We start from the raw sequence: 21,088 nt of genomic DNA, 5'->3' as shown, positions 1-21,088 counted from the left end.
CTCACACACCACTGTCGACGTATATTATCTGGGCTCAACTATCAATTTAATTGCTGTCCGATCCTCGCCATCGATGACAATATCCGTGAAAGCGGGAACACAAATCAAATCCACACCACTTGGTGCAACGAATCCCCGTGCAATGGCAACGGCCTTAATCGCTTGGTTCAAGGCCCCTGCGCCAATTGCTTGCAGTTCGGCTGCTCCCCGTTCACGCAAAACCCCTGCTAACGCTCCAGCTACCGAATTAGGATTGGACTTTGCTGAAACCTTTAATACTTCCATGGAAAGTACCTCCTCGGGATTGTTAAGGTTAGACTCCATTATTACAACATATTCGTGAATGTGCTAAAAATTCCTTCACAATGCAGATTCATTCACTTTCGGGCAGCCTGGCTCGACTGGTTCGGATTTAGGCTCCGCTCTGTTCAAGCGTCATCCGTTAACAACAACCATTCCATAAACGCTTCTTTATCGCTTCCCCCCAATTCAAGAACCTCCTGAGCACCTTCCTATCCCAACGTTTAGCATGGCTTACCGTTCATCTTACCTATCATTCAACGCATACAGCAAAAAGGCGAAGCCAGTGCTCTCGCACTTGCCTCGCCTGCTTCTTACCGCAATTACTGCAATTACTCCATTATCCACTCGTCTTCACGAACACGGATCTTTTCAAGCTTAACAGCCTTGCCGGTAGCTTCATCAATTTCGACTACAAGCCCATGGAACTGCCATTTTCCTTCGTCAACAACGAAACGGACTGGTAGCTGTGTCTTGAACTTGCGTAGCACAGCTTCCCTTTCCATTCCCAGCACGCCTTCCTTGGAGCCTACCATACCCACATCTGTTAAGTAAGCAGTGCCTCCTGGCAAGATTGTATCGTCATTTGTCTGTACATGCGTATGTGTACCTACTACAAGTGACGCGCGGCCATCCAAGTGCCAACCCATCGCAATCTTCTCTGACGTTGCCTCAGCGTGGAAGTCAACAAGTATCGCCCGCGATTTCTTCCCCAGTGATTCAATGATTTCATCCGTCGTACGGAATGGGCAATCAATAGCCGGCAAAAAGGTGCGGCCTTGCACATTGACGATTACCAGTTCCTTGCCGTTGGCCTTAATTACCGTATGACCTTGGCCTGGTGTCCCGGGCGGGAAGTTCGCTGGGCGAACCATGCGTTTCTCGTCGTCAATCCATTCGAATATATCCTTATTGTCCCATGTGTGGTTCCCCATTGTAAAGCCGTGAACGCCTAGATCAACGAACTCCTTAATAATCGCAGAAGTTACACCTCTGCCTCCGGCAGCATTTTCAGCGTTCGCAATGATGATGTGCGGATTGTGCTTTTGCTTGAGTGACGGAAGAACCTGCTTGAGGGCTTTGCGCCCCGTATTTCCGACGATATCTCCGATAAACATTACTTTCATCTTGCCTAAGTCCTCCTTGCGACAGCCTCTAGCCCAGTTCTTCTTGAGTTCCGACCAGTTGAGGCAGCTTTCTATCTCCTAACCATTTCTTCGATGTATTAAAAAAAGGTCGGTTTGCAGCATCGAGAAGGTTGCGCGAACTTGAAGCGTATGCTTCCGTAGTGAGTTTTGCATTGCAAAACTTGTAGGGAGCGGCGAAGTGTAGATGAGACTACATGAGCAGCTGAATGTTTCCGTTGGAAACATACTTCGAAAGCATACGCCCTTCGAAAGTGAACGCACGATTCGATGTCAAGTTACTTTCTGCATCTCTTTGTGCCCAAAAGCGAACTTTTTGAACAACCGCTAAAAGGGAGAAGTGGCCTAATTAGGCCACTTCTCCAAATCCTATATGTGCATCCTATTTCGCATATTCAACCGCTCGGGTTTCGCGAATGACCGTTACCTTAATATGCCCTGGATAATCCAATTCATTTTCAATCGTCTTCGTAATTTCACGAGCAAGACGATATGCTTCGGCATCATCAATCTTCTCCGGTTGTACCATTACGCGGACTTCACGTCCCGCTTGAATCGCGTATGATTTCTCAACGCCCTCGAACGACTCTGAAATCTCTTCCAGTTTTTCAAGTCGTTTGATGTATGTTTCAAGCGTTTCCCTACGAGCGCCTGGTCTTGCTGCCGACAAAGCGTCAGCGGCAGCGACCAGCATAGCGATGACAGATGTTGCTTCACAGTCGCCATGGTGGGATGCGATGCTGTTAATGACTACAGGATGTTCTTTATACTTCTTCGCCAACTCTACGCCGATTTCGACGTGAGATCCTTCAACTTCATGATCCAACGCTTTTCCGATGTCATGCAACAGCCCGGCACGTTTGGCTAACGTTACATCCTCTCCAAGCTCTCCTGCCATCAAACCGGCAAGATAAGCCACTTCCATAGAGTGCTTCAGTACGTTCTGTCCATAACTTGTACGGAACTTCAAACGACCCAATATTTTGATCAAATCAGGATGCAATCCGTGCACGCCGACTTCGAATGTAGCTTGTTCTCCGTATTCGCGAATCCGCTCGTCCACTTCCTTGCGCGACTTCTCCACCATTTCCTCGATGCGAGCTGGGTGAATACGTCCGTCTGCAACGAGCTTCTCAAGAGATGTTCTTGCAATTTCACGGCGAATCGGGTCGAATCCGGACAGAATAACCGCTTCAGGCGTGTCATCGATAATGAGATCGATCCCTGTCAACGTCTCGAGCGCGCGGATATTTCGTCCTTCGCGACCGATAATGCGGCCCTTCATCTCTTCGTTCGGCAATGCAACAACGGATACCGTCGTTTCTGCGACATGATCTGCAGCGCAACGCTGGATAGCCATCGTAATAATCTCACGGGAGCGCTTGTCCGCTTCCTCGCGAGCTTGCTGCTCAATCTCTTTAATCATTTGCGCCGTTTCATGACGCACTTCTTGCTCTACATTCGTCAAAATAATTGTACGCGCATCTTCCATCGTCAGATTCGAAATGCGTTCTAATTCTGTAACTTGCTGCTGACAAATTTGATCGATCTGTTCTTGTGTTTCTTCGATTCGTTTCTCTTTAGCAGCTACTTGTTCTTCTTTACGTTCCAGCGCTTCTAACTTTTTATCCAACGACTCTTCTTTTTGCAATAAGCGTCTTTCGAGTCGTTGAACTTCGTTCCGTCGTTCGCGGATGTCCTTCTCCGCTTCATTGCGAAGCTTATGGATTTCGTCCTTCGCTTCAAGCACTGCTTCTTTCTTCAGCGCTTCAGCTTCCTTGCGCGCGCCATCCATAATTTGTTCCGCGGCGTGTTCAGCACTCGTTATCTTCGCTTCGGCAAGCGATTTGCGAATCAGGTATCCGATTCCAAACCCCAAGAACAATGCGGCCACAACGAGAACGATCGCGAGCCAAAGTTGTACGTTCATTGCCTCACCTCCCCGTTGGTTCCTCCAAGCACTGCTTGGGACAGGTTACATTTTTGGTTTTCAAGTTTCCCTATTCATTAATCAACTCAATAGACTAGTGTTCGTGCACTAGCCTATGTATATGCTCTAGGCATACACGGGCGTCGCCTTAAGGCGACAATCGGAAATCAGTAAATTGGCGAAATGAATCATTAGAAATCAATCTCTGGAAGAGGGGATTGATCTCGTGAAAATAAAGATACATGTTCATTTTATTATTCATGAAAAGATATTGTCAAGCAAATGACGTGAGTGGTCACTTTATTATTCGTCAAGATGGCCTGATACACCCTCTTCATCAACTTGCTCATCCGCTGCAGCATAAGCTGCCCGACGCGCCATATCCATTGGGAAGCCTCTGCGGGCGAGGAAGGCTGCCACTTTTTGCTTGCGCAGATGCATTTCCCCCTTCGTCTGTCTCCATTTTTTGCGAGCGGCATGCAGTGCGCTTTCCCATTCCTCTTCCGGATCTATCGAATAAAGCGCAGTTTCAATATGCCGATCCTGCACTCCCTTTTGCTTCAGCTCATGCTGAATCCAGCGGCGCCCCTTCATATGACGATTCAGACGCTGATGCGCCCATTGCATTGCATATGATTTATCATCGACCAACCACTCCCGTTCCAAACGATCGAGCACCTCATGCACGATGCCGTCTTCATAGCCCTTCTGGGCTAGGTTACGTGCGAGTTCGATGCGTGTACGTGGTTTGCGCTGCAAATACTTAATCGCTTGCACGTAGGCCTTATTCCCTTCGTCTGCACGCAATATCTCCGTAAGGGAGTCGAGTGACAGTTCTGATCCTTTTAATAGTCGGAACTTGATCATCACATCTTCATGCACTTCAAGCGGAGCTGCCCCATCGAAATGAATCGTATAGCGACCAGCCTGTCTCTCCACGCGCTCTACGCGTGTGATTGTTACGATACGTTCACTATCCTTCAAACGGCTCTCCTCCATACAAATACATAGAAGCACCTTCGCCTAACGCGAAGGTGCTTTGAGCAGACAACGAATTATTCGTCGTCACCTAATTCCAATTCTAATGTATCATCATCATCTTCACTAACACCCTTAGCAGGGATTGTTGTCGTTAGATTGCTTGCTTCACGAATTTGATTTTCAATGGATAACGCAATTTCCGAATGTTCCTTCAAGAATTGCTTCGCATTCTCGCGACCTTGGCCCAATCGCTCACCCTCGAAGGAATACCAAGCACCGCTCTTCTGCACGATATCCATCTCTGTGCCAATATCGACGATGCTTCCCTCGCGTGAGATACCTTCACCATACATGATGTCGATGTCTGCCTGCTTGAACGGAGGAGCAACCTTATTCTTAACAACCTTGATGCGTGTACGGTTACCAATCATATCTGTACCTTGCTTAATTGTCTCAACACGGCGTACCTCAAGACGAACACTGGAATAGAACTTCAATGCACGGCCGCCTGGCGTTGTTTCCGGGTTACCGAACATCACGCCAACCTTCTCACGAAGCTGGTTGATGAAGATCGCGATCGTCTTCGATTTGCTGATTGCACCAGACAATTTACGCAATGCCTGCGACATCAAGCGAGCCTGAAGACCAACATGGGAGTCTCCCATTTCGCCTTCAATCTCTGCCTTCGGAACAAGTGCTGCAACAGAGTCAATAACGATAATGTCGACAGCACCGCTTCGTACCAATGCTTCCGCAATTTCAAGCGCTTGCTCCCCTGTATCTGGCTGGGACAACAGAAGTTCGTCAATATTGACGCCCAGCTTGCTTGCATATAGCGGATCCAACGCGTGTTCCGCATCAATAAATGCAGCTTGTCCACCAGTCTTCTGTACTTCAGCGATCGCATGAAGCGCAACCGTTGTCTTACCGGAAGATTCTGGTCCATAAACCTCGATAATACGACCTCTCGGCAAACCGCCGATTCCTAAAGCTATATCTAATGCAAGAGATCCGCTTGGTACAATCTCGACTTGCATGTGATTGGATTCGCCAAGTTTCATGATCGAACCTTTACCGAATTGTTTCTCAATTTGACGCAAAGCCATTTCTAACGCAGCGCGACGATCTGACACAAACTCACTTCCTTCACTGATTCGTTTGATATATACATCATAACGTGTTTCATTCGGTTTGCCAAGCATTTTTTCGAACATACATTCGTTTTTTTGACGAACACACCCACTTCAATATCCATTTTTACCATATATTTGATATATCAATTTGCCGGATGCAGCCAACAAAAAAACCGCAACAAAGCGCACATACACTTTGTTACGGTTCTTCCGCATCTATAATCGATTGTAGCTTCCGCTCTTTATTTTGTCAACAATTTCTAAATTACATCGCATTATGCACGGATCGTTCCTGCAGCCGTCTCCATAACCGATACATAATGGCATATACCGTACGGCGGCGTATCCCTTCCCGATCTCCATTCAAACGCAACTCTTCAACAACAACTTCCTTCCCCTTCTCGGCAATTGCTATATAAACCAAGCCGACAGGCTTACGCTCCGAATGGTCAGGCCCTGCAACTCCTGTTATGGCTACTGTGAAATCAGTATCAGCAATGTCCTGCATCCCTTCAACCATAGCCTTGGCAGTTTGCTCACTTACTGCTCCAGGTGCATGCTCTCCCTCAAGCAGCTCATGAGGCACGCCAAGAATTCGTTCCTTCATTTCGTTCGAGTAGGTCACCGCACCGCCAGCGAACACATGCGAGCTTCCAGGGATCGCCGTAATCGTATCAGCGAACATCCCTCCTGTACAGCTTTCGGCAGCGGATAAGGTTAACCCATATTGCGTCAACTGCTTCACAAGCACTTCTGGGAGCGGCAAATCCTCAGTTGCATAGAGATGCAAGCCCAGTCGGGTGCGAATTTCACGTTCCACCTGATCGAGCTTCAACTCGGCTTCTGTCCGATCTGTCCCTTTTACAGCCAATCGAACAAGTACCTCCCCTTCCTTTGCATAGGTGGCAATCGTTGTATCTGTTTGCTGCTCGATCAGATCGAGAAGAGCATTTTCGAGACCTGATTCTCCGATGCCCGCAAATTTCAGCATTCGCGTATACAAGGAGGATTGATCAATGACTTGCCGACGCTGCAGCCACGGAATCGCCTCATTGTCGAGCATTGGCTTCATTTCACGTGGAGGTCCTGGAAGCAGTACATACGTTGTTCCATTATGTTGGAGGACATTCCCAACGGCGAGGCCTGTCGAGTTCTGCAGTACATCAGCCCCATCAATGACATGCGCTTGACGCTTATTGCTTTCAACCATATGGATGCCGCGCCCTGCAAACATCTCTGTCATCTTGGCCATTGCCGGTTCATCGTATGTCATCTTACGACCTAACATTTCCGCAAGTACATCCTTCGTCAAATCATCCATCGTTGGTCCTAGACCGCCGGTAAAAATGAGCAGGTCAGAACGATCCCGAGCTGTTTCAATAGTCTGTTGAATTCGCTTGGCGTTATCTCCGACAACCGTATGATAAAAAACATCCACACCAACCAAAGCCAATTGCTGTGAAATATATTGAGCATTCGTATTTACAATTTGTCCGAGCAGCAGCTCAGTGCCAACTGCAATGATTTCTGCTTTCATGTCAACCACCATCCCCATAAGTCTGTACATAAGAATAGGTGCCTCTTCCACCCCGGAAACAGCCGGAAATACGGAAAAAGCACCTATTTACCTAACAGCTTCCGCTCATCTATCACGAAAGATGCAGCACATTTTTATTTTTGACAAAATAGTCAATTCCCGAGTAGACCGTGATCAACGCGGCAACCCACGTCGCCAATATATCAAATCGGAAATGAAGAAACGCAAACGGAAAGTTGTTAAGCAGCATTGCCGCAATCGCCGTTATTTGTGTTGCCGTCTTCCATTTTCCCCACTTGCTGGCAGCAACAACCGTTCCTTCGAGCAAAGCAACTTGACGAAGGCCTGTAACCGCGAACTCACGGCTGATAATGACAACCGCGATCCACGCATCACACTTTTGCATCTCAACAAGAGAGATGAGTACCGCCGCTACGAGCAGCTTGTCCGCAAGAGGATCAAGCAGCTTTCCTAAATTTGTAACCATTTTGCGTTTACGGGCGATATAACCATCCAATCCATCAGTACTTGCAGCAATAATGAAGATCAAGGCCGCAATAATCTGGTTGTAAGTAATCGAAAACCCCTCTAGTTCAATCGCAGGCAAATAATCAAAGTTCACCAATAGGAAGAACATCATTATTGGCACAAGAAAAATACGGACCAACGTTATCTTGTTCGCCAGATTCACGCGAGACCCTCCCCGGCTAAGTCAAATTCAAGCGCATGAGTAATCCTTACCTTGGCAATTTCCCCAATACTCAATGGCTGGCCGGAAATAAATACTTCCCCGTCAATTTCAGGGGCGTCGAATTGCGAGCGGCCGATGAATACATCATTGCGGCCATCGTAACGCTCAACAAGGACTTCCAATATATCACCAATACGCTTCTCACTTACTTCTTTAGATACTTGACGTTGAATCTCCATAAGCGTATTCGCACGCCATTCTTTCACCTCATCAGGGACATGGTCAGGCAAGCGAGTTGCCGGCGTGTCCTCTTCGGAAGAATAGGTGAATACACCTAATCGATCGAACTTCATTTCCCTAATAAAGTCGCATAGTCTGTCAAAGTCTTCGTCCGTTTCTCCGGGGAACCCTACAATAATAGACGTACGCAGCGCTACACCCGGGATTCGTTCACGGATTTTGTTCACGAGCTCTCTGGAATCACGCTGGCGGCCCGGACGTCTCATACGCTTCAAAATGCTATCTTCGCTATGCTGCAATGGCATATCGATATACTTGCAAATCTTCGGATTGCTTGCAATCGTATCCATAAGCTCCTCGGTGAAGAAACCAGGATATGCGTAGTGCAGGCGAACCCATTCCACACCTGGAATTTCGCTTACTTTATTCATCAACTCCGGCAGCTTGAAGCCATCGTACAAGTCTACACCGTAATTCGTGGAATCCTGGGCAATTAAGCTAATCTCCTTAACCCCTTGTTCTGCCAGCTGGGCTACCTCCGCAAGAATTGACTCCATTGTACGGCTGCGGAACTTGCCTCTCATAATTGGAATACTGCAGAAGGTACAATTGTTGTCACAGCCCTCGGCAATCTTGACATACGCCGTATAGCGCGGAGTCGCCACTTTACGCGGAAGGATGCGATCATAATCGAACACAGGATTGCCTACCCGGATAGGCTTGCTTCCCTGCAGTGCTTCATCAACAATATCATTGATTTTATCAAAGTCGCCTGTACCAACGATACCATCAATCTCCGGCATTTCATCGAGAAGCTGCTCTTTGTATCGCTGTGTTAAACAGCCCGAAACGATGAGCGCCTTCAGCTCTGCGGTTTCCTTCAGATCTGCCAATCTTAAAATCGTATTGACCGATTCTTCCTTAGCAGCATCAATGAATCCACATGTGTTGACGATGATAACCGTTGCGTCTTCTTCATTTTCCACCAACTCATATCCACGCTCATAAATTAAGCCGGACATAATCTCGGAATCAACCAAGTTTTTGTCGCAGCCCAACGTTACGATTTTAATCTTTTCTGTCATTTTACATCCCCCATAAGGCAGACTCCTATTTGGAGTATTTTCATATCCGTATATCTATGTATCTCATCAAGTATAATACAGTCATGACTTTGGAGTCAAAAAAACAAAAAAGGCCCATCATCCTTCTACCTTACAGCTGTGATGATGGGCTATCCGCTTAGCGATAATTCGTAAATTGCAGATCTAGCGGCAGATTTGCACCCCGTAGCAGCTGCATGACAGCTTGCAAATCGTCTTTACTTTTACCAGTAACTCGAATCTGATCTCCTTGAATCTGGCTTTTTACTTTAAGCTTCGAGTCACGGATCATAATATTAATTTTTTTAGCTGTATCCTGATCAATCCCCTGCTTACACTTCGCCCGCTGTCGTACAGCAGCTGACGCTGCCGGCTCAATTTTACCGAAGTCCATATTTTTGATAGCTACACCGCGCTTGGCCATTTTTGATTGCAATATATCAATGACACTCTTTAGTTTGAACTCATCATCCGATACAATGATCACTTCATCCTTCTCAAGGGTAATTTTACTTTTACTTCCTTTAAAATCGTATCGAGATTCAATTTCCTTCATTGCCTGAGTAATTGCATTATTCATTTCCTGCAGATCCAGCTTGGATACAATATCAAATGAACTGTCCGCCATATTTGGTTCCTCCTTCAAGATACCACTTAATTCCATATGTACAAACTTAACGTTATGTATATACACAAAGGCATTCTCAAACAGGCTCAAGCCTGCAAAAGAATGCCCCTGCAGCATGCGATTGTCTAAAAACGAACGCGTGCTGGCGCTCGGAACATATCAAGCACTCCTAGTAAAATATGTGCAAGCCCAAAGCCTAACACGCCATACCCCCAAACACTTGGCATCAAGTAATACCCTAACAAGCTGACCACAATACCAGCACCGGTAACGATCCAACTGGTTGCCATTGCTCGACACCTCACCTTGTATTTAATCGGAGTTCACAATTATCGCCGCAGCTATATTGTCTCCTGTGAAAAAGTGATTATGTCCAGCGGCAGGATGTAATTCGAACCAAACCAGCCATTGGGTCATGCTGTTTATGCACCTAGTGATTGCCTTGATCCATGTTCGTTGTAGGGGATCCCTCTTGCTTTTCTGCTTGTAGCTTCTGCGCTTCCTCGTAAGAAATCCATTGCAGGCGAATATTTTTGGAGCCCTCATTGTCGGATTTATTCAACGGCTCCCCAGCAACCGTAACTTCGATCGCCTTAGCATAACCAGCGCGAATGAACATACCTTGATCCGTCATATCGAACGATACGGTTTGATCCTTCTCCAATGTTTCATAATGGAGCTTCTTCCCGCTGCTATTCTTCTCATGAACGGCCAGCCAGCTTCTGTCATTAACTGCTTTAATTTCAACCTTCACAGGTGTATTCGCTGGGGCCGATACTTGATACACATCCTCAGAACGCTTAGAGGTTTGCAATACGACAATTGGCTTCTGCTCCTGTTTCGGAGGTTCTGGAGTAGTAGGCTTAACTGGCTGTTGAACCGCTCCACCGGCATTGTTTTGTCCTGCTTTGTCGCCATTGGCCGCTCCATTCGCGCCCGTAGATGGTGTCTGTGTCTCCGTAATATTCGTATCATCAGAAGTGTTGTCCGATGTTCCCGGATTCACTTTCATGACGACGAAGAAATAGACAATGACACCGATTAAAATGATGAAAGCCCATAGAAGCAGCGTCGATGCCCAGCGTCCAAATCGATCAGACGATGACGATTGTACACTGCGTTTCTTCGTTCGCATGAGCGGCTCGACTGACGGCTCGGGTTCCGGTGTCGGAATATCGTTGCGATAATACTGCAAAATTTCATCAGGGTTCAAGCCTACCGTCTCTGCGTACGTTTTGACAAAGGCACGTACATAGAACGAACCCGGCAGCACCTTATAGTCCCCTTCCTCAATCGCCTCCAAGTAACGCTTACGAATTTTCGTAGCTTCTTGGACATCATCCAGGGAAAGATTTTTTTCTAGCCTTGCTTTTTTTAATAATTGCCCTAACTCTGACACAACTTCACCTCCTGTCCATAATCCAAGCTGCACCTGCGTACTGCTATGTTAAATTTCGTTATAATTTATCGTAAACGATTCGTACGTAATTTCCTCATCCGGATTGTTGCGCAATTCGATAATGTAATCAAAAAAATCATAATCATAACTGGTTTCTTGAACAAATATATCTGGATGCTCAATTACCTTCGTGGATGGCATATTGATAATTTCCTCGAGCAATGAAGCATGTTTCTCATTCGAACGAATCGTGCTTACAATGCCATCGATAATAAAGATATTGTTCGGGTTCAGTTCCTCATCAGACATTTGACTGCGCACGGTCTGTCTGAGCAGCGTAGAGGATACAAATGTCCAGCGCTTCATCGCACACACGCTTCCAGCAATAATGGATTCCGTCTTGCCAACCCGCGGCATTCCTCGAAGCCCGATCACCTGTTGCCCATCACGCTTGAATATTTCACCCAAAAAATCAACAAGCAAGCCAAGCTCGTCTCTTGTAAAGCGGAACGTCTTTCGATCATCAGAATCGCGTTCAATATATCTGCCATGGCGTACAGCCAGTATATCAACCAGCTTCGGCTGCCGCAGTGCGGACACTGTAATATTGTCAACCTTTTTCAGCATCTGCCCCATGATTTCGATCTTCTCATCATCATCCGTTTGCAGAAGCATTCCTCTTGTCTTGTCTTCTACACCGTTAATAGTCAAAATGTTTACTTCGAGCATTCCTAGCAGCGAAGCAATATCCCCGAGAAGACCAGGGCGGTTTTTATGTATCTTATATTCCATATACCACTGTTTGTACTCCATGACACACCTCATCCGCGGTTATCCGCCGTTTTCCATTCTACAATACATGGGACACAAATTCCACCGGAGTCGGGCTAAAAAACGAGAAAAAACGCAATACTTTCTAAATTTCTCCGATTCAGTACCATTATAGCAGGTTCTGAGCATGTATTCATGTCGTTTGCATGAAGATGAGGGTATGAAAAGAAAGAAAGTTCGGTTCAGAACTTCCTTTCTTTTGATATATGGACAAAATGACGAATTACCCGTTTTGCTCAGCCAATTTTACCATCAAACGAGCAATCGTTTTCCGCTCCTCGTCAGAGCCGACACTCCACAATTCTTTCAATGCACTTTCTTGTGCATTTTTCGGGTCAACCTTCTCTTCCAAAAACGAACCGATTTCATAAGCAAGCTTGGAAATTGTTTCTTCAGACATGCCTAGCCCTTTTGCTTGCTTGACACGTTCTCCAAGAAACTTTTTCCACGAGTCGAAGTTTTCAAGTACTGATGACACGAGAACGCCCTCCTAGTGGTCTAATGTGAATTCATCAGTCGTAATATGTGCCTATGCCACCGGAATTATGCGTAACATATCAAGCATTAGACTTACATTTGCCATCCGCCATTTGGACTAATAACTTGTCCTGTGATATATCCCGATTCAGGCAGTGCCAAATAATAAATCAGGGAAGCAACCTCTTCCGGTGTTCCAAGTCTGCCTAATGGAATATCTTCTTGGAGCGCCATTCGTTCTTCTTTATCCAAATGCTTGACCATATCGGTATCCACCACACCCGGTGCTACCGCATTTACAGTTACTCCAGAAGGCGCCAGCTCTTTCGCTAATGCCTTTGTAAAGGCATTAACGCCGCCTTTGGCCATCGAATACATGACTTCACAGGAGGCTCCAGTGATTCCCCAAATGGAGGATACATTGATAATTCGACCATACTTTTGCGTTATCATATACGGAGCAAATCGTTGCGTACACATGAACATCCCCTTCAAATTAATGTCCATACAGTCCATCCATTCCTGCTCCGTTACATCCGTGAACAGACCGTAATAAGCAACACCAGCATTATTGACCAATATATCAGGTGTGAAACCCAACTCATCAAGCTTTTCCTTCATTCGATCAAGCTGCTCCATATCTCTGAGATCAGCAGAGATTGTCATGACCTGCGCACCATGATTCAGACACTTGCGAGCCACTTCATTCGCAGCTTCGTGTGAATTTAAATAATGAATCACGATCTTCATTCCTACTTGAGCGAAACGTTCCGCAATCGCTGCTCCAATCCCACGGCTAGCTCCAGTTATTAGGACAGATGTCTCTGACAAAGCTTTCATACTTGCTCTCCCCCTTTTTTTGTGGACAAGTATTGTACATATAAAAAAAGAAAGCGCACCTGATTGCAGGTACGCCTTCGTATGTTACGGTTGTTCGACAATAGACACTGCTAGTCGATTCCAATCAAAATGATCCTTCAACCGCTGATGCACTTGTTCTAACGTTAGCGTCTCGTATACCGAAAGTATATCAAATAAATCGGTATCACGGAACTTATACTTCGTAAATTCGTTGGCAATCGCTTCAGGAGAATTTAGCATCCGCAAGTAAGAGCCAATCGACTTATTGCGGATACGCTCGAATGCACCCTGCTCGAAGCCCGATACTTTGCGCTCATCAATTAGCTCCCTAACCCGCTTCACCAAACCATCAGGGTCTTTCGTTTCCCCGCCGATAATCGAGAAGGCATAATCAGAGCTGCAATTGAATTCGCTGCCAAATGAATCTGTCGTTAAACCTTCCTCATACAGCGTCTGATATAACGGCGAGCTACTGCCCAACATCAAATCCAGCATAATGCGCGTCTTTATTTCATGCTCCAACAGTTCCTTACCCTCTAGGCCGGGACGAGGTTCTTTACAACCGAATAAACATCGAGGAAGAGATACGGGAAGCTTGGAGACTCGTCTTGTCTCCTTCACCGTGTTTGGTTCCTCCTCGAATATGCGGCGTATCTGCCCTTGCGGTTCATATGTCTTGCTGGCCTGATTGCTGCGTACTAACTCGAAGATGCTTTTCGGTTCAACACCGCCTACGACGAACAACAGCATGTTGGAAGGATGGTAGAAGGTATGGTAGCACGTATAGAGTGTTTCCTTCGTAATCGTCCCGATTGATTCTATCGTACCTGCAATATCAATATGTACAGGATGAACATGGTACATTGCCTCAATAAGGCCAAAGTACACCCGCCACGCTGCATTATCGCGATACATGTTAATTTCCTGACCGATTATGCCCTTTTCTTTTTCTACATTTTCATCTGTAAAATAAGGCCTTTGTACGAAATCAATCAACGTCTCCAGGCTTTCTTCAATTCGGGACGTGGATGAAAACAAATAGACCGTACGATCAAAAGTAGTAAAAGCATTCGCAGATGCACCCTGTTCGGCAAACTTAGCAAAAATATCTCCTTCAGGCTCTTCAAACATTTTATGCTCCAAGAAGTGTGCGATCCCATCTGGAACTTGAATCTCTTCTTGTCCTTCCACATGAAAATGATTATCGATAGAGCCATATTTTGTGGAAAAAGTAGCGTATGTCTTCTGGAATCCCGTCTTAGGGAGCACGTACACATCTAATCCATTATCCATCTGTTCATAATAGATCGTTTCTTGCAAATTGGAGTAATGACGTTGTTCCATCGATTAGGCCTCCTCCCTATTGCGCAAGAAATAAATCGTATCCAACTGGAAGGTCAGAGCGACCTTTTGAATATGCGCTGCGTCGATATGCTCTACCTCGTCAATGAGTTGGGACGTACTGCGCTCTTTTCCAGACAGCACCCGGTTGAAATCAAAGCCAATCATTTCAAACGAGGAATCATCAATTTCACGCAGTTGATTCGCAATCATGGCTTTCGTCTGACTGATTTCGAGTGGCTGCAGTTGTCCTGCCTTCATTGCCTCAAGCTGCTCAATAATAATTTCCCTGGCTTTATCAAAATGCTCGAACTCAATCCCAGACTGAATCGTGCAAATGCCTTTATGCCCTTCGAAGCGGGAGGCAGCATAGTAGGCTAGACTGTTCTTCTCACGCACATTGATAAACAGCTTGGAATGCGGGTACCCGCCCAAGATGCCATTGTACATTAACACAGCAGGATAGGCATCATCAGCATAGGTAATGGTGGAGCGAAGCCCCATATTCAGTTTTCCTTGACTGACTTCGAGACGTTCAATAACGGTGTTCGGTTCGCCTATGCGCGGCACTGGTATAGAACGGGCATATGGCGTCTCAACCGAGCGGCCGATACGGAACGATGACTCTACACAGCGTTCAACCTCTTCATAGGTTGTATCCCCAACAACATAAACGTCAATTGCCGCATGCTCAAGCAGCCAGCGATACTTTTCGGTTAATGCGGCCGCATCAATCGAGTCTAAATCTTGCCGATTGCCAAGCGCATGCAGGCGATACGGTTCGTTTTTGCACATTTCCTCTACGCAGCGTTCTGCCGCATAACGGATTTTATCGTTAACGATCGACTCAATACGCTGGCGCAAGGTTTCTTTCTCCTCGTCCACATACTTACTGCGAAAGGTACCATTATCCATGGCTGGGGTCGTAATTGCTTCGCCTAAAAACTGAAATGCCTGTGCAAGCAAGGACTCTGACGAGCTCACAAAAACATCATTGATAACGTCCATACGGAACTGAATGATTTGATAATCCGCTCGCTTGAACACATCGAAGCCAAATCCTGCTCCGTACAACTCATCCAAGCGCTCGCGGAATCGTATCGTTTCCGGATACGAAGACGTGCCTCTCCGCAGTACAAAAGGCGTTAGTGCCGTAGTCGTTAAGGTATCCTCTTGGAGTGGGATCCCTACATACACAGAGATGGCGAACGTTTTAAAGCGCTTTGTCGGCATAACATGAACACGCATGCCTTTTACCTTTCCCCGTTCAAATGTCGGTTTGCTCACCATATCTAACCCCATTTCTTCATATGATCAATCATTCATTACCAATAACATACCGGAATGGAAACAAAGAAGCAAATGGCCTGCTGCCATTGCTTCTTCATCCCGCTTCCATATGTAACATCTCGTTACGTCTCATTTCTTTCGTCGCTTCGATCACTTCATTACATACAGAATATATGCTTGCCGATTGTTTTCACCTGAGGACGTGTCCAAATCCATTTGGACGTAGCGGTTTCAGGGTTGAAATAATATAGGCAGCCGCCGGAAGGATCCCATCCATTAATTGCATCCTTAACTGCTCGTTTTGCCGTCTCATTTGGTTCTAACCAGATCTGTCCATCGGCTACTGCGGTAAAAGCGCCTGGTTGGAAAATAACACCGTATGCCGTTTTCGGGAAGCTCGGCGATTTCACCCGATTCAAAATAACAGCTGCTACAGCTACCTGCCCTTCATAAGGCTCTCCACGTGCTTCACCATAGACCGCATTCGCCATAAATTTCAGATCATTTTCCGATAGCCCCAAATTGTTGGAACCGCTTATATTGTTATTTGTTGAGCCAGAAGGCTTGTTTGGTGCCGTCCCGCCCGTAGTTTCAGGCTTCCAGTTTTTCGTCGCCTTTACTAGCATTTCTTTGGTCTTCGGCCCAACGATTCCGTCTGACTTCATGCCAAACTTCCATTGGAACCACGTCACTGCATTTTTCGTCGCTGGGCCAAAGATACCGTCGGTCTTGCCGTCATAATACCCGAGAAACTTCAATCGACCTTGTAACTCCTTCACATCTTGCCCCTGTGAGCCTTGCTGCAATGTCGCATTGCTAAATGTGGCTTCCGTCTTGCCCATTTGCTTGTACTGGAATGCCCCAATCAGCACGAATACGATGCATATCGTAATCCAAATCATCCGTTTTCTCATGCCTAACGTCTACCTCTCTCTTGTGAATTTGACAGGATTGGCAACTTTATTATGAGATAACAGGGAAAGATCTATGCACTTGCATACACTCCTCCATGCACAACAAAAGAGGACGCCAAAGCATCCTCTTTTATGGTTCCCTACACTATGATGATATTTTACTCTGCTGATACTGTTCCAGCGTCATTAGTACTTCGCGCGGTCGACTGCCTTCATGTGCGCCGATCAAACCTTGCATATGCATATGATCAATTAAGCGGCTGGCGCGGTTATATCCGATTCTCATCCGGCGTTGAAGCAGTGATGCCGATGCTTGCTGCGCCTCCAGCACAATTTGAATAGCTTGGTCGTACAATTCATCGACTGGTTCATCCGAGGCATGTCCGCTTTCATCAATCTCCGGCACTAATTCCTCATTGTATTCCGCCTGCGCTTGACCGCTTACGAAGCCAACGACAGCTTCGACCTCTTGATCGGATAAGAATGCTCCCTGCACCCGTATCGGCTTGGAGGAGCCCATCGGCAGGAAGAGCATATCGCCACGTCCAAGCAGCTTCTCAGCGCCAGCCATGTCCAAAATGGTTCGTGAATCCACTTGAGAAGATACACCGAATGCAATTCGCGATGGAATGTTTGCCTTGATAACCCCAGTGATAACGTCAACAGAAGGACGTTGAGTCGCGATAATCAAGTGAATACCTGCTGCACGCGCCATTTGGGCTAGGCGGCATATCGAATCCTCTACATCATTGGCAGCAACCATCATCAAGTCCGCAAGCTCATCGACAATAATAACGATATACGGCAGAACCTTATCCGGTTCATCTGCTACTAGCTTGTTATACCCCTCAATGTTCCGGGTTCCTGATTTGGAGAACAATTCATATCGTTTCTCCATTTCAACGACGATTTTCTTCAAGGCTAACGAAGCGCGTCTCGGATCTGTAACGACGGGGGCAAGCAAATGTGGAATACCGTTGTATACATTCAATTCGACCATCTTCGGGTCAACCATCAGGAACTTCACTTCATCCGGTTTTGCCTTGTAGAGGATACTCGTTATAATCCCATTAATACATACCGACTTCCCTGAACCTGTAGCGCCTGCAACAAGCAAGTGGGGCATGCGGGCCAGATTACCTACGATTGGCGTTCCTGCAATATCACGTCCCAATGTAATGGACAACCTTGATGGCGCATCGATAAACGTCGGTGTCTCCATGACTTCTCGCATCGTTACAACCGAAACCTCATTGTTCGGCACTTCAATCCCAATTGCGGATTTGCCCGGAATCGGCGCTTCCATGCGAATGTCCTTAGCGGCTAGCGCAAGTGCGATATCATCCGACAGACTAACGATTCTGCTGACCTTTACCCCGATGTCAGGCTGAATTTCATAACGAGTTACTGCCGGTCCACGTACAACCTCTAGCACCTTCGCCCTTACACCGAAGCTCTCAAGGGTTGCTTCCAGCTTGCGAGCCGTCTGCATGAAGTCGGATTGATCGCCGCCTTTCCCGCTTCCTTGCTGTTTAGCAAGCAGGTTGAATGGCGGCATTTTATATGGCTTCGGAGGCGGCTTCTGAATAACAACAGCTTCGTTTGTACCTTCACCGTCAATCAGCAATCCATCCGTCTCTAATTGGACATCCCCTTCACTCTCCACTACGTCATTCTGATGGCGAAGAGGAGACGCTCCTTGCTGTACACCTTGTGTTTCTGCTTGAGGATCATTATTCCAATCATCTTCAATATCATCCGCCCCTTCTTCCCACGTTGCAGGCTTTGTAAAGCCTCCTACCTCCTCAGCATGATGGGACTTCTCATCTCCGCTATCATCTGTCGCTGTAAAGTCGCGGAACAACGGGGTATGTGACTGATCATCATCCTGTTCAATGCGAGCAAGCAGCGCGTTCAGCTTGGAAGCATTGCTTACCGTATTCATTGATGCTGCTGTATCAGCTTCTGGGTGTATATTGTGATCGTCATTCAATCTAGCTACATGCGGCTTGCTCGAATGAGCGGTATGTCGCTCATTATATTCCTCATCCTCTTCTTTCGATGCGAGGAATCGCTTTTTTCCTGCTTCACTTAATTTGCCGAATATTTGCATGAACACTGGCGTTCTGTTTGAATCATTCTCTTCTTCATCGTCCAATTCATCATCCAGCATGTAATCGTCGTCTGAATCCTTTTTCGCCGATTTACGATTTTTACTTTCCATACGTTTACGTTCATTAAGACGCGCCTTACGTTTCTTCTTGATGATTGCCGCAAATTTCTTCACTTGAACACGGATAAGCTTCACAAGATCGACATAAGACAATTGCGTTGCCAGCATGAAGCCGATGAAGAGCATAACAATGGTAAGCAACTTTGTTCCTAGAGCTCCAAACAGCACAAATAGCGTACAGTAAAGGATTGCTCCAATGTAACCGCCGCTAATATCCTTCTGCAGCATCGTTCCTGCCGTCCCCGTATCGGTAGCCTGCACGAGCTCTAAGTTCAAAGCTTTATGTATATCATTTAATATGTATCCAGCACTTACTTCATCTGCAGTTGGCAAAATACGCTGTTCTACTGCATGCACGGTACTTATCATCGTCAAAGCTAGTATAATGACCATGATGCCACTCTTGCGGGAGTTCCAGCCTGAAGGCCACTGGCGTTTAATCATAACCGACAATCCAATATATATGAACACGAGCGGTATGAAAAAGTACCATTTACCTAACAACAAGCCTGATATTTTGGATAAGGAGCGCCCGAACGCCGCTCCGCCTGCCAATGCAATGACGGAACAGGTAATCAGCAATATGCCATATATTTCATATTTCAAGCTCTTGCTGAAGGATTGCTTTTTCTTCTTCTTACGGGCCAAAATGCCGTCACCTCCATCCCTCATTATAACACAGAACAACCGTTCTTCCTATGACCATTCCATAACTAGGGAAAAGGGAAAATAAAAAAGACAGAACCCAGGCTCAGGTTCTGTCTGTCTGCTTGAACATATATGGGATTAAACCATCCGCAATGTCTTAGACCTTACATATTAACACAGTGATAATAGGGTGCCAGGGGCGAAGCTTGGATCCAAAAAGTCCTGCATGCCTGTATTCTTCAACAGCCGCTCGACTTTCACGGTCGTATTGTCGACCTGCTGCACTAGCAGCGTACGTCCCTGCCACTGCATTTCGAAAAATGCCGGCTCCTTATCGAATCCTTGCAAGACCTGCTCCATCGGTATGATTGTATGAAGCATTATCCTCGCTCCTTTGCCGGCACATACATTGCTTGCGTACCTGCATGCTGATTGTGTTGCTGCTGCTGCTGATTAGCTCCACATTGTTCACCAGATATGATCGACTGCTCAGCCCCAGCATGATGCCCGCCATGTTCTTGATGCGATCCATAATGATTAGCGTGCGCATGGTCATGATGGCCATGGTCATGATGGCCATGATCATGATGGCCACCATCCGAGCCTCTCTCCTCACGTTTCTCATCAATTAAGCGATTCAAATGCTTCAATGCCGTACCAATACCCCCGACTTCATCAATAAGACCATACTTAACAGCATCATGCCCAATTACTGTCGTACCGATATCGCGTGTCAGTTCTCCAGTTGTGAACATTAAGTCCTTGAATTTGGACTCTGAAATATTTGAATGAGCCTTTACAAAGCGTACGACCCGCTCCTGCATCTTCTCCAAATACTCAAAAGTTTGCGGTACACCGATTACGAGCCCTGTTAATCGAATTGGATGAATCGTCATGGTTGCCGTCTCTGCAATTAAACTGACATCGGCAGCTACGGCAATTGGAACCCCGATGCTATGCCCTCCTCCTAGCACCAATGTCACGGATGGCTTGGACAATGAGGATATCATCTCGGCTATGGCCAGTCCTGCCTCTACGTCTCCCCCAACCGTATTTAATACGATGAGCACACCCTCAATTTTTGGATTCTGTTCCACCGCAATTAATTGTGGGATCACATGCTCATATTTGGTTGTTTTATTTTGAGGAGGCAATACAATATGCCCCTCGATTTGACCGATAATGTTCAAGCAATAAATATTAGATTCGCCGGTTGTCGGGATCGACGCCGTACCTAGTTGTTGAATTGTTTCCACTGTAGGGGGAGCTTTAGCTGGCTGCTGCGGCTGACCTTGTGGATCTAAAGGCTGTTCGTTCATCATCTTCCATTACCTCCAATTGACCGGTACAATGCCGTCATAGCATGCTTCGCGCAAAGAAGTTTTATACGCTAATTCATATGCATA

The 21,088-nt window shown here is 46.4% G+C and carries 19 protein-coding genes and 1 pseudogene; all 20 read right to left on the bottom strand.

The features are described 5' to 3' along the window. Positions 1-24: 24 nt before the first annotated feature. On the bottom strand, positions 25-285 hold the full coding sequence (locus tag NO352_RS05830) for a stage V sporulation protein S (protein WP_005550495.1): 261 nt from the start codon (positions 283-285) through the stop codon (positions 25-27). A gap of 347 nt (positions 286-632) precedes the next feature. Continuing rightward, positions 633-1,427 (bottom strand): TIGR00282 family metallophosphoesterase, encoded by a 795-nt coding sequence (locus tag NO352_RS05825; protein ID WP_289355050.1) that lies wholly within the window; start codon positions 1,425-1,427, stop codon positions 633-635. A 400-nt stretch (positions 1,428-1,827) separates the two neighbouring features. Next, on the bottom strand, positions 1,828-3,375 hold the full coding sequence (gene rny / locus NO352_RS05820; RefSeq protein WP_005550497.1) for a ribonuclease Y: 1,548 nt from the start codon (positions 3,373-3,375) through the stop codon (positions 1,828-1,830). Between the two features lie 303 nt (positions 3,376-3,678). Then, positions 3,679-4,359: a regulatory protein RecX gene (locus NO352_RS05815; protein WP_005550498.1), complete on the bottom strand. Its 681-nt coding sequence runs from the start codon at positions 4,357-4,359 to the stop codon at positions 3,679-3,681. Positions 4,360-4,430: 71 nt separating this feature from the next. Next, positions 4,431-5,489, bottom strand: coding sequence for a recombinase RecA (gene recA / locus NO352_RS05810; RefSeq protein ID WP_040736752.1), 1,059 nt, complete (start codon positions 5,487-5,489; stop codon positions 4,431-4,433). A gap of 265 nt (positions 5,490-5,754) precedes the next feature. Continuing rightward, positions 5,755-7,026, bottom strand: coding sequence for a competence/damage-inducible protein A (locus tag NO352_RS05805; RefSeq protein ID WP_040736754.1), 1,272 nt, complete (start codon positions 7,024-7,026; stop codon positions 5,755-5,757). 112 nt (positions 7,027-7,138) lie between these two features. Further along, on the bottom strand, positions 7,139-7,717 hold the full coding sequence (gene pgsA, locus NO352_RS05800; protein ID WP_005550501.1) for a CDP-diacylglycerol--glycerol-3-phosphate 3-phosphatidyltransferase: 579 nt from the start codon (positions 7,715-7,717) through the stop codon (positions 7,139-7,141). After that, positions 7,714-9,042 (bottom strand): 30S ribosomal protein S12 methylthiotransferase RimO, encoded by a 1,329-nt coding sequence (rimO, locus tag NO352_RS05795; protein ID WP_005550502.1) that lies wholly within the window; start codon positions 9,040-9,042, stop codon positions 7,714-7,716. Before rimO ends, pgsA begins: the two co-directional genes overlap by 4 nt. 157 nt (positions 9,043-9,199) lie before the next feature. Further along, on the bottom strand, positions 9,200-9,688 hold the full coding sequence (locus NO352_RS05790; RefSeq protein WP_005550503.1) for a YajQ family cyclic di-GMP-binding protein: 489 nt from the start codon (positions 9,686-9,688) through the stop codon (positions 9,200-9,202). 125 nt (positions 9,689-9,813) lie between these two features. Further along, the gene (locus NO352_RS05785; RefSeq protein WP_005550504.1) at positions 9,814-9,978 is read right to left on the bottom strand and encodes a hypothetical protein; all 165 of its coding nucleotides are present in this window, start codon (positions 9,976-9,978) and stop codon (positions 9,814-9,816) included. Between the two features lie 140 nt (positions 9,979-10,118). Then, positions 10,119-11,087 carry a helix-turn-helix domain-containing protein gene (locus NO352_RS05780; protein WP_262866848.1) on the bottom strand — a complete coding sequence of 323 codons (969 nt, stop codon included), beginning with the start codon at positions 11,085-11,087 and terminating at the stop codon, positions 10,119-10,121. A 48-nt stretch (positions 11,088-11,135) separates the two neighbouring features. Further along, positions 11,136-11,900 (bottom strand): DUF3388 domain-containing protein, encoded by a 765-nt coding sequence (locus tag NO352_RS05775; RefSeq protein ID WP_163978262.1) that lies wholly within the window; start codon positions 11,898-11,900, stop codon positions 11,136-11,138. A gap of 241 nt (positions 11,901-12,141) precedes the next feature. Continuing rightward, complete coding sequence (locus NO352_RS05770) at positions 12,142-12,396, bottom strand: DUF3243 domain-containing protein (RefSeq protein ID WP_005550507.1); 255 nt, start codon at positions 12,394-12,396, stop codon at positions 12,142-12,144. 92 nt (positions 12,397-12,488) lie between these two features. Further along, positions 12,489-13,235 (bottom strand): elongation factor P 5-aminopentanone reductase, encoded by a 747-nt coding sequence (ymfI, locus tag NO352_RS05765; protein ID WP_289355049.1) that lies wholly within the window; start codon positions 13,233-13,235, stop codon positions 12,489-12,491. Between the two features lie 84 nt (positions 13,236-13,319). Beyond that, positions 13,320-14,600, bottom strand: a complete 1,281-nt coding sequence (gene yfmH, locus NO352_RS05760) for an EF-P 5-aminopentanol modification-associated protein YfmH (protein ID WP_289355048.1) — start codon at positions 14,598-14,600, stop codon at positions 13,320-13,322. Between the two features lie 3 nt (positions 14,601-14,603). Next, positions 14,604-15,884 carry an EF-P 5-aminopentanol modification-associated protein YfmF gene (yfmF, locus tag NO352_RS05755; protein WP_193373014.1) on the bottom strand — a complete coding sequence of 427 codons (1,281 nt, stop codon included), beginning with the start codon at positions 15,882-15,884 and terminating at the stop codon, positions 14,604-14,606. A gap of 161 nt (positions 15,885-16,045) precedes the next feature. Then, positions 16,046-16,801 carry a spore cortex-lytic enzyme gene (sleB, locus tag NO352_RS05750; RefSeq protein ID WP_005550515.1) on the bottom strand — a complete coding sequence of 252 codons (756 nt, stop codon included), beginning with the start codon at positions 16,799-16,801 and terminating at the stop codon, positions 16,046-16,048. 145 nt (positions 16,802-16,946) lie between these two features. Further along, positions 16,947-19,682, bottom strand: coding sequence for an FtsK/SpoIIIE family DNA translocase (locus NO352_RS05745; protein WP_289355047.1), 2,736 nt, complete (start codon positions 19,680-19,682; stop codon positions 16,947-16,949). A gap of 171 nt (positions 19,683-19,853) precedes the next feature. Then, positions 19,854-20,063 carry a YlzJ-like family protein gene (locus NO352_RS05740; RefSeq protein ID WP_163978265.1) on the bottom strand — a complete coding sequence of 70 codons (210 nt, stop codon included), beginning with the start codon at positions 20,061-20,063 and terminating at the stop codon, positions 19,854-19,856. Between the two features lie 230 nt (positions 20,064-20,293). Continuing rightward, a pseudogene (locus tag NO352_RS05735) lies at positions 20,294-21,001 on the bottom strand (ClpP family protease); the annotation flags it as partial. Between the last annotated feature and the right edge of the window lie 87 nt (positions 21,002-21,088).

It is taken from the genome of Paenibacillus sp. S-12, assembly GCF_030363895.1.
Taxonomy (GTDB): domain Bacteria; phylum Bacillota; class Bacilli; order Paenibacillales; family Paenibacillaceae; genus Paenibacillus_B; species Paenibacillus_B alvei.
Note: the sequence above shows the minus strand (reverse complement) of the source record. Positions and strands in the feature narration are given on the sequence as shown.

Coding starts and splice junctions, on each gene's coding strand:
- rimO (WP_005550502.1), bottom strand. CDS start 9,042: ATGACAGAAAAGATTAAAATCGTAACGTTGGGCTGCGACAAAAACTTG.
- NO352_RS05740 (WP_163978265.1), bottom strand. CDS start 20,063: ATGCTTCATACAATCATACCGATGGAGCAGGTCTTGCAAGGATTCGAT.
- NO352_RS05790 (WP_005550503.1), bottom strand. CDS start 9,688: ATGGCGGACAGTTCATTTGATATTGTATCCAAGCTGGATCTGCAGGAA.
- rny (WP_005550497.1), bottom strand. CDS start 3,375: ATGAACGTACAACTTTGGCTCGCGATCGTTCTCGTTGTGGCCGCATTG.
- yfmH (WP_289355048.1), bottom strand. CDS start 14,600: ATGGAACAACGTCATTACTCCAATTTGCAAGAAACGATCTATTATGAA.
- ymfI (WP_289355049.1), bottom strand. CDS start 13,235: ATGAAAGCTTTGTCAGAGACATCTGTCCTAATAACTGGAGCTAGCCGT.
- NO352_RS05785 (WP_005550504.1), bottom strand. CDS start 9,978: ATGGCAACCAGTTGGATCGTTACCGGTGCTGGTATTGTGGTCAGCTTG.
- NO352_RS05775 (WP_163978262.1), bottom strand. CDS start 11,900: ATGGAGTACAAACAGTGGTATATGGAATATAAGATACATAAAAACCGC.
- NO352_RS05825 (WP_289355050.1), bottom strand. CDS start 1,427: ATGAAAGTAATGTTTATCGGAGATATCGTCGGAAATACGGGGCGCAAA.
- sleB (WP_005550515.1), bottom strand. CDS start 16,801: ATGAGAAAACGGATGATTTGGATTACGATATGCATCGTATTCGTGCTG.
- NO352_RS05805 (WP_040736754.1), bottom strand. CDS start 7,026: ATGAAAGCAGAAATCATTGCAGTTGGCACTGAGCTGCTGCTCGGACAA.
- NO352_RS05830 (WP_005550495.1), bottom strand. CDS start 285: ATGGAAGTATTAAAGGTTTCAGCAAAGTCCAATCCTAATTCGGTAGCT.